The sequence below is a fragment of the Xenorhabdus sp. IM139775 genome (assembly GCF_028598745.1).
Classification (GTDB): domain Bacteria; phylum Pseudomonadota; class Gammaproteobacteria; order Enterobacterales; family Enterobacteriaceae; genus Xenorhabdus.
This window is the reverse complement of sequence record NZ_JAQRFK010000089.1, coordinates 1-9,884: the sequence shown is the minus strand read 5'-3', so window position 1 is coordinate 9,884 and position 9,884 is coordinate 1. Positions and strand designations below refer to the sequence as shown.

The 9,884-nt window shown below is 57.2% G+C and carries 3 protein-coding genes and 1 pseudogene; 1 reads left to right on the top strand and 3 read right to left on the bottom strand.

Going from position 1 to position 9,884, the window contains the following annotated elements:
- Window positions 1-178: 178 nt before the first annotated feature.
- Window positions 179-403: a hypothetical protein gene (locus PSI17_RS14770; RefSeq protein ID WP_273552701.1), complete on the bottom strand. Its 225-nt coding sequence runs from the start codon at window positions 401-403 to the stop codon at window positions 179-181.
- Entirely contained in the window at window positions 390-8,486 is an 8,097-nt protein-coding gene (locus tag PSI17_RS14765) for a hemagglutinin repeat-containing protein (RefSeq protein ID WP_443256037.1), read from the bottom strand. The genes PSI17_RS14770 and PSI17_RS14765 overlap by 14 nt, the downstream gene beginning before the upstream one ends.
- Between PSI17_RS14765 and PSI17_RS14745 the strand changes: the two genes are divergently transcribed.
- Window positions 8,427-8,675: a hypothetical protein gene (locus tag PSI17_RS14745; protein ID WP_273552696.1), complete on the top strand. Its 249-nt coding sequence runs from the start codon at window positions 8,427-8,429 to the stop codon at window positions 8,673-8,675. The genes PSI17_RS14765 and PSI17_RS14745 overlap by 60 nt on opposite strands.
- A 117-nt stretch (window positions 8,676-8,792) precedes the next feature.
- On the opposite strand, the pseudogene PSI17_RS17485 reads toward PSI17_RS14745, so the two are convergent.
- A pseudogene (locus PSI17_RS17485) lies at window positions 8,793-9,848 on the bottom strand (hypothetical protein); the annotation flags it as partial.
- Window positions 9,849-9,884: the final 36 nt, after the last annotated feature.

Sequence of the window (9,884 nt, the reverse complement as noted above, 5' to 3'; positions counted from 1 at the left end):
ACTACTTTATTTGCAGCTTCAGAACCAATAGCTCCTATCCCACTACCAATAATACCAGGAACAGGAGATATTAACGGTGGCGCAGATAGAGCACGCCGGCGGCTGCTGAACCGTCTTTCATCTGTTGTGATCAACGACTAAAGAGGATATCCCAGCACTTTGGCTGGGATTTTTCTCACTAATACATATCAAATAACCAAAGTACAAACCCAGCTAAAGCACCTGCTCCTCCAATTTGCAAATGAACCCCTATATTATCTTTGATGGAACAAAAAATATCGGCTTTGTCTATAAACCATAAACTGAAAGCTTGTGAAATAACACTCAGCAAGAAGACAGCCAAGAAAAAAGAAAACGAGAGATAACACATAATCATTATTGATTTCATTTTATTTTTTTTCATCTTGCTGTTTTCCTTCTTGCATTGCTCCCCCAACAGTAGAGTTGAACCAACCTGATACGGCTGAATCACCAACGTTACCCACCGTGGAAGGGACTGTACTTTTTGATGCAGGCTTTGTAATAGTCCAAACTCCTGTTGGAACCCATTCGTATTCTTTTGATACTGGGTTAAGAATTTTATCGAATGGAACCTTGATGGTATTACCAACTCCATACCCCACACTGGCACCGCTTTTACTCAATATCGCATTTAAGAAAGGATCATCCCCTTTAATTTCCGCAGTGTAGTAACCACCCACCGCATTCCACGTTACAGTGGGGTTGTAACCTTTTCCGGCAGTAATGGCACCAACAACACCTGCACCAATCAAATCAGAGAGTTTTACTTCTTTCGTCGTACCATACTGAATAGCCGCATTCATACCACTGGTGATCCCTGCTGCAAGTAACTGTTCTTTGCCTTTTGCCCCCTGAATCATCGCTTTTGCCCCAAAGACCATAACAGGCCAAGATGTCGGATCGAGGACAACAGCCGCCGTTCGGTTAGATGTTGTGATATTGTCTTTCAGGAATTGTAAATCTCTTCCATTAAGGTATTGCACTATCTTAATGGCATCCGGATCTTTTAGTTTCTCTGACAATCGAATTTGTAACGATCCCTCATCAAGTGCAACATTGGTATTTGCTTGAATAAGATCTTCATAGGTTACGCAGGTAATACCGCCTCCACTGCATTTTTCCTGCAATTCAGCGCTGTTTTTATTACTGATATCCAAGTACTTCTGAATAACCGTGCCACAGTCGCCTCCCTTCGCCTTGCACTCCGCCAGTTCTTTATCAAAACGGCGACTTTCATCTTCGTGCAAATAGTTGGCTTCAACCGCGTTTTTAGCCGTCGATGCCCCGCTCACTCCGCCTGCCGTCGAATCGGTCGCCAGCCCGGCCGCCAGTCCGCCTGCCAGAGTAGACAAGTTACTGACCCTTTCTTTTTCATCTGATGACAATTCACTCAGCTTCTTATCCGGATAAAGCGCACTAGCAATCGCCGAGGCCGCCAGTTCACCACCGGCCGCACCTACCGCCCCGGCAGTCGCTGAGCCGCCTTGCATCTCGGCAAGCACGCCGCCCAAAATCGCGTGCGCCAGCAGGTTGGTAGCTTTCTCTTCGGCCGTCAGTTGCTCATACGGCTTGCCGCCGTAGGTCAGGTCTTTGACGGCATTGGCCAGATAAGGCGCTGCGCCGCCGGCGATGGCCGCTTTAATATCACCACCCGCCAGCCCTTGCAGGGCAGTCACCACCGCAGTGACGGCCTGACGCTGGCCGCCGCCAATTTCCGCGCCCTGTGCCTTGAGTGCTGCGTCGTAAGCGATTTTATGCGCCCGGTCAGCAATGGCGGCTGGTGTGATGTCGCCGTTTTCCTGTTTCAGCTGTGCTTCCGCCTGCTGTTTCAGGGCCTGCTGCGTTTGCGGGTCTTTCAGTTTTTCCGTGGCGGTTTTCGTCGCCTTAATCGCTTCGTGCGTACTGTAAATATCCAGCACCTGCGTGCCGATTTGGGCAATGGCCTGTGCCTGCGCCAGCCGCTGCTGCTCTTTCTCCTTGTCAAAAATCGGCGTCAGGCTGTTGGCCGCGTTGTCGGTATCGCGGCTTAAGCCCGCCACATCCTGTTGCTGCTTATCGGCATCACGGACAACCAGGGTGCCGTCACTGACCGCCGCATGAGTAGTGGAAGACTTGCTGTCACTATTATTGCTACCGGCCAGCATATTCGACGCCATATTGGAGGCCAGCTGGCTGCCCACCGCGCCGCCGGTGCTGATACCGACACTCTGGTGTTCGCTCTGGTATTCCGCCTTATTCTCAATATCACTAAAGCCCAGCGTGCCCGTGTCCAGACGGTTTTTGTCCTTATCGGCGGTGCTGGCCATCACCGCGCCGTCAAGCTGGGTATGTTCACCCACCTTGATATCAAAGCCGCCCTTGCCGGCAAAAATCCCGGTCTGCTCGTTGACTGAGTCATATTGACTGTGGATTTTGTCACGGCTGGCATTGACACTGGCCGAACCGCTCATTGAGCCATAAGTAAAGCTGGCGCCGGCGCTGACGTTTTCCTGTTTGGCATCATAATTGTCTTTATCCTGCTCGCTCTGCAAATGCAGGTTACGTCCTATATCTGCCGTGACTTTATCCCCGCTGACCTGTGCCCCCTTGAGCGTGGTGTCCTGACCGGCTTTCAGGCTGACCTGGTTACCCGCATCAATCAGCGTTTCTGTATGGGTGACGCCGTCGCCGGTTTCATGCCCCTTGCCCTTGTTGACACTGGCGGAGAATTTGATGCCGTAACCGCCCTGACCGGCCGTCAATCCTACGCCCACACTGCCGCCTTTGCTGCTGTTTTCACCGCGGGTCGTCTGGGTATTTTCAGCGGATTGCAGGACGATATCCTGTTTCGCCTCCAGGGCCACATCCCGGCCTGCTTTCAGGCTGCTGCCTGCCACCTGAATATTACCGCTGTCTGTTTGGGCGTTGTCGCCAGTGGCGGTAATACGGATATCCCGCCCGGCATTGAGCTGACTGCCCTGTGACTGCGTCTGCTCCGTGCGGGTTTCGGATTTCGCCGACTGGCTGCCATAGGAAAGCTGGATGCCAATGGTATCGGTCGGTTTTTCCGCGTTGCCGCCGGCCTGATTAATCGCATCGGCTTTGGCGGATCCCGCCTGACTGAGCTGCCAAGCCTGATAACCCTGCGCCCCGGACAGCACCGACTGCGTGCCTTTCAGCGCTTTCAGCCGCCCGTCCCCCTCGGTTCTGGCCTGCTGGGCCGTGCTGACCGCGGTATTGAGCGCACTGCCCACCGCGCCGGACAGCGCCAGCGTCAGGCCGGACTGTTTCTGCTCAAAGGTTTCTTCCCGGCGATGTTGGTCCTGACCCGGGTCAATCTGCACACTGTCGCCGGTAATAGTGATATCCTGCCCGGCCACCAAATCGACCCCGCCGACCTGCACCCGGTTACCCGCCGTGATATTCACATTGCCCTGGCTGCTGCCCACCGTGCTGACACTCTGGCTCTGGGTGGTGCCGTCTTCATTGACCTGATGACGGGTGGACTGGCTGCCCACGGTGAAACCGATGCCCCCGCTGCTGAGCAGCCCGCTCTTTTTCTTCTCTTCCAGTAAATAATGGGACTCGGTTTCCGTGGCGGCAGTCATCGCCACGTTATTGCCTGCCTGCAAAGTCACGTCCTTATCCCCGGCAACCGCCGAGCCGCTCACGCTCAGGTCGTTGCCCGCTGTGATGCTGATGCTGTCGCCGCTGAGCAGGGTGCCTTGCTCACGGGTCACGCGGTCTTCCTGTACGGTATGGCGGCTGCTTTTCGACAGCACGCCTTTTTTATTCGCACTGGACTCTGAGAATTGATAGTCACTTTCGCTGGCGCTGTTCAGCGTAATATCCTGTTTCGCCTGCAATTCAAGCGCTCCCTGCTCACTGTGCAGCGTGCTGCCGGTGACCGTGATATCTCCCTCACGCGCCATCACCGCAACGCCGTCACGCCCGCTGAAGGTACTGCCCACACTGTGCTCGCTGACGCTCTCCATCTCCCGCCGGCTGTTCGTACTGCCCTCGCGCTTGCGCTCACTGTCCTGGTCTGCCACACGCTGACGGGCATCCCTGATAATCACCGTTTGGGCATCCAGCCCGATATGACCTGACCGGCTGTCAACCTGCGCCCCTTCGGCCGTCAGGTTTTCCCCCGCCTGAATAGTCACGCCCCGGTCACCGCTCAGGGTACTGAGATGCAGCCGGTCTTCCTCCCGCCGGTTACTCACCGACGAGGTCCGGCTGTCGGCTTCCAGCTGCGTGCGATTCGTGGTGGTTTCCGCCAACAGCTTCACGTTGCCGCCGGCCTGTACCTGCGCCGTTCCCCCGGCGTTGGCCTGGCTCCCCTGCAACGTGATGTCCTGGCCGGCGTTCAGGCTGAGGTTTCCTCCGGCATTAAGCTGACTGCCCAGCGCCTGTTGCCACTCGCCGCTGACGGTCGCCATCCGCTGCCCGGCCTCTTCCATACCGTCGCGGGTGCGGTTGCCCATCGCCCCGGAAATAACCGCAATGTTCCCCGTCGTGGTGCTTCTGGCGGCGACAATATCCAGATTATCACGCGCACTCAGGCTGAGATGACGGGTGGCTTCCAGTTTCGCCCCGCGCAGCTGGATATCCCCGCCGCGCAGGCTGAGCTCCTGAGCGCTCATCGAGGCCTGGCGCAGGGCATCCTGTAAGTTGGTGCTTAAGGTCAGGCTCTCCGCCTGCACGTCAATGCGCTCTGCGCGGATATCCCCGCCCTGGTGCAGGAACTGGTCCGCATCAATGTTCAGGGCCCGTTCGGCAAACAGGTTACCGGCGTTAGTCAGGCTGTTGGCGGACAGTTGCAGGTTGCCCCCGCCAATCAGGGCACCCTGCCCGGTCAGCCGCAGCGTGGTGTTGGCCAGATAGACCTTGGGAACCCATACCGTCTGCGAACCACTGGCCGTCTCAACCGTCTCGCTCACCAGCCAGACAATATCCTGCTGCAACGCCGCAATCTGGGCCGGGGTCAGCGCCACGCCCGGCACCAGCCGGAAGTCATTGGCCACCTTCGTCCCGTTGTTCATCAGGGTCTGGTACTGCGCCATCGCATCTTCACCGCGCACGGAAGGGCGGCCGGTCAGTTTGAGTATCTGCTCACGCACCAGGCGTTGCTCATAAAAGCCGTCCCCCAGCCGTTTATGCACCTGCGCCGGGTCATATCCCACCCGCTGCAACAGGTAATCGCTGCTGATAAACCGGGCCCGGCTGGTAAAGCGTTCATCCGTTACCACCAGATAGGGGCTGCCTTCTGCCGGGTGCTGACGGAACAGGCCGTTATTGGGCACAAAGGTGGCGACCCGCGCCAGTTTTTGCTGGTCGGTCAGGGCCAGTTCAGCCGGCGTCAGGGGGCGCTCGATCGGCTTAAGGGGTGGGGCGGCCGGTGTGAGTTCCCGTTTGAGCAGCGTAAGCAATTGCTCATCCGAGATAAGGGGTTGATCGGCCGGTGTGAGTTCCCGCTTCAGCAGCGTAATCAACTGATCATCCTGTATAACAGGTTGGTCAGTCGGTGTCAGTTCCCGCTTCAGCAGCGTAATCAACTGATCATCCTGTATAACAGGTTGGTCAGTCGACGTCAGTTCCCGCTTCAGCAGCGTAATCAACTGATCATCCTGTATAACAGGTTGGTCAGTCGACGTCAGTTCCCGCTTCAATAGCGTGAGCAGCTGGTCATCCGATAAGTGGGGGAGATCGACTGACGTGAGTTGCCGCTTAAGCGGCGTCAGCAGTCGGCTAGCCAACTCCAGTTGACTGTCCGGTGCCTGCCATTCTGCCCCTTCTACCGTCACCGCCAGTGGGTTGCGTTCCCATTCCGCCCGCTCGGCTTCCGCCGCTTTCTGGGCCGCCTCCACCACGCTGATTTGTGCCGGGTTGACCGTGGTATTTTCCAGTTTTGCGCCGTGGATGGCGACATCGCCATGCCCGGTCATGATCGCGTCAATGGTCGCCAGCGCGATGGTTTCATCGCTGTGGTGTTTCGGATACCAGTGCCGGGTATCCCGGTCGTAATGGTCGACCAGAAATTCCTCGCGCCGTTCATTTACGGAATAAGCCTTGTTGGTGATCTCGCCGTCGCCTGTCGTCACCAGATTACCGTTGGCACTGACGGTACTGGCATCATTGAGCAGTTCCCCCGTGATCCGCAGCGTCATGTTGCCCCCGGCCAGAATATGGGCACCGATGCCTTCAGACACCAGTTTATCCCGCGTCACCGTACCGGTGGCCGAACGTTCACGGAAGTTGTTGTAATCATCCACAAACGGCACATTGGCAATGTCAAGGTGTTTCTCCGGGTCCCACTGCTCAAGCCGTCCCCGGTTGTGCTCGCGCCAGACCGTATTGTGATAAGGGGTCGGCACCCTGTTCTGGCGATGGCCGCGCGTCTCATAGAACGTCATGTCATAGCTGCCGTCGCGCCCCGGTTTCAGCGCCAGATAATGGACCCACAGCTCATAAGGTTGCCCGTTGTCATCCCTGACCCGGACCTGCGCCCGTTTACCGCCCGCATCAATGGCCAGCAGGGTGCCGTAACGGTTGTTTTCCACCGCGGCATCATCGCGGAACGTCAGGCGCTGGGTGGTGGGCGCCATGGTATTTTTGTCGCGATTCACCCCCGACGCGTAAGAGCGCCAGTAATAGTTGTAACGGTGCCATTGGGTCTCGCCTTTTTCCGCCCCGCGCACAATCTCCAGCCCTTCGCGCAGGTTATTCAGCCGGTTGGCTTCAATCGACACATCCCCGTCGGCCTCAATGCCGCTCGCTTTGTTCTCAATCAGGTCATCACTGGCCAGGCGCAGGGTGCCGGCACTGTAAATCAGGCTGCCGTCCCGGTTAGTCAGGCGCTCACGGGTCTGCAAATCCAGGCGCTCCGTGGCGGCCATCACTGCATTCTGCCCGTGGTTGTCGATAATTCGGCTGCGCACCGTGACCGCATCCCCCATCACCGTGCCCGTGTTATCCAGCGTGTCGCTGGTGAGGGTCATACTGTCGGCTTCCAGACGCTTTTCGTTGCGCAGGGTGCCGGTCGTCAGCCACAGGTTTTTCCCGGCCAGCGTCCCCTGGTTGGTGAAATGGACACTGTTAATGGTCAGGTTGCCGGGCAAGCGCCAGTCGGCCAGGTTGGTCAGCCGTCCGCCCACCGAGAAGGTCAACGCGCCGTTACTACTAATCGTATCGCCGGCCCGGTGGGTGTAATCCTGCTGCACGGCCAACGTCAGGCCTTGCTGGCTGAGCAGGGTCCCGCCGGTATTATTCAGGGTGTGGGTATTGACCGTCAGCTGCTCCCCACTCTGGACGAGACCGCCCTGATTGAGCAGCGCCAGCACGGACGGAATACCCGCATTGAGATTGAGTGTGCCGTTGGCGCGGATCATCCCCTGCTGATTGATCAGCTTGTCGAGATTTGACAGGGTCAGCGTGCGGGTACTTTGCAGGCGGCCGGCCGTGTTGTTCAGCTCGCGGGCCGTCACTTCGGTGTGCGTTGTCCCCAACAACAGGCCGCCGTCATGATTGTTCACCCGGTCGCTGCGCACAGCCAGAGTGTCCTGGCTGGTAATTTTCCCCTGCCCGTGGTTATTGAGTATCTGACTGTCGATTTGCATCGACCCGGTAGCGATCAGCTGCCCGGCCTGATTGTTTATCGTTTCACCTTTAAAGGTCAGGGTGCCGCCGCCGTGGATTTTTCCCTGCGCGTTATTGATCACATTGATGCGGTAAATGCCGTTCCCCCCGCTGATCAGCTTCCCGTCCGGGTTATCCAGCTGACCGGTGGTCACTTCAAGCGCGCCCAGGCTGTTAAACAATCCCTGCCGGTTGTTGACCTGCCCGGCCGAGATCTGCTGGTCGCCGTTACTTTTCAGCGTGCCCCCTGCATTATCCAGGAGTGCCAGAATGCGCAGCCCAAGCTGCTGTTGGCTGTTTATCGACCCGGCGGCATTCAGCAACGACCGGGCATCCAGCTGCATCACCCCGTTCGAAAGCAGTTTCCCGCCACGGTTATCCAGTATCCCGCTTAAGTGCAACCGCACCGGCTGCTGGCTGTCAATCAGGCCGTCAGCGTTGTCCAGACTTTGCGCTATGACCGTGATGGCACCGTCCGAAAGCAGTTTCCCGCCCGCGTTCAGCACGCGGCCGGCCGCCGACCCTTCAGTTGCGCCCTGTACATCCAGCCGCTTCAGGGCGCTGATTTTACCGCCTTCATTATTAACCGCCTGTGCCGAGCGCAACATCAGCGTTCCCGCTGATCCCAGTGTGCCTTTCTGATTGTCCAGCGTGCTGACCGCCAGTGTGGCATCCTGCAGGCTCGACACGCTGCCTCCCTGGTTATCAAACCGGTCAGCCGTGGCGGACCAGCCCCCCTGAGTGCCTATCCAGCCCTGGGCATTCAGGATATTTTCCGCGCGCAGGGATTGCGCCAGCTTGTTGAAAATGTAGCCCTGGCTGTTATCCAGTGTTTGGGTGAACCGCATATCCAGCGCGTCCAGCACCTGAATTTTTCCCTCGGCATTCAGGAGGCCCTGCGCATTCACCGTGCTGTGCCCGCTGCTGATCAGTTTCCCCCCCTGATTATCCCAGCTGCCCGTCAGATCCAACTTTATTCCCTGTTTGCCCTGGATCTCGCCTTGCTCGCGGTTAGTCAGCTGTCCGCCCCACAGTGACATCCTGCCTTCGCTAAATAACGTCCCCGCATTATTATTCAGTAAGCTGTCCGTACCGCCCTGCCAGTGCAGATGTTGCTGTGCCGACAGTTTACCCGTCTGATTAATAATATTGCCGATACTATTAAGCGTCAGGTCACCGATCGATTGCAGTGTGCCGCCAGTGTTGTCCATGCTGTGGGTGGAGACGGTCACCCGTTTGCCGCCCTGGGCGGTGCCGCCGCGGTTGTCCCAATGCCCCCCCGTGTGGATATCCAGCGTGTCACCGGCCTCGATAAATCCCTGTTGGTTATTGATAGCCTGTTGGATATCAAACCGCAGGTTCCCCAGGCTGACCAGATTACCCAGTGTATTTTTCAGGTGCTGTGCCGTCAGTTGCAAATAGTTGCCCTGCATGTACCCGGACTGGTTATCGATGCTGCCGGCCGCCTTCACGGTCAGCTGTTGATCAGAAAACAACTTGCCCCCGCCGTTTTGCAGATCACCCCCCGACGTCACATGCAACGCGGACAGCCCCTGCAACAGGCCGCGCTGGTTATCGATAGTGCCCGTCGTGTTCACAGTCAGCGCCTGTTCGGCCAACAGGTTTCCGTCACTGTTATTGATATGGAGGGCGGAGATATCCACCTGCCTGCCGCCCTGGGCTATCCCGTTGCGGTTATCCCAGTTGCCCTGGGTACGAATATCCAGGGCGTCAGCCGCTTCGAAAAGCCCGTGCTGGTTATCAATCAACTGCCGGATGTCAAGCTTCAGACGTCCCTTGCTGATGACCTTGCCTTTCTTATTATCCAGGTATGATGCCGTCAGTTGCAGGTGTTCACCCTTAATTTCCCCGGACTGGTTATCGATATTCTCGTCGGCGTTCAGGGTCAGTACCTGAGCTGCCGACAGTGTGCCGCCGCGGTTATCAATGCTACGGGCGGAGACATCAACCTGTTTGCCGCCTTCCAGGCTGCCGCCGTGGTTATTCCAATGACCGTCAGTGTGGATTGTCAAAGCATCTTCGGCCTGAATAAGTCCGTGCTGATTATCCATGTCCTGATTGATCTTAAGCTGCAGATGCCCCTTACCGACGATTTTACCTTTCGTATTCGTCAGCGTCTGTGCGGTCAGTTCCAGCGCTTTACCCTGGATGTTACCGGATTGGTTATCGACACTGCCGGTCGCCTCCACGGTCAGTGCCTGATCGGACAACAATTTGCCCTCGCC

What these genes read in the sequence shown, in the direction of transcription:
- PSI17_RS14770 (WP_273552701.1), bottom strand. Translation starts at nt 403, where the DNA reads ATGAAAAAAAATAAAATGAAATCAATAATGATTATGTGTTATCTCTCG.
- PSI17_RS14765 (WP_443256037.1), bottom strand. Translation starts at nt 8,486, where the DNA reads ATGCGGTTCACCCAAACACTGGATAACAGCCAGGGCTACATTTTCAAC.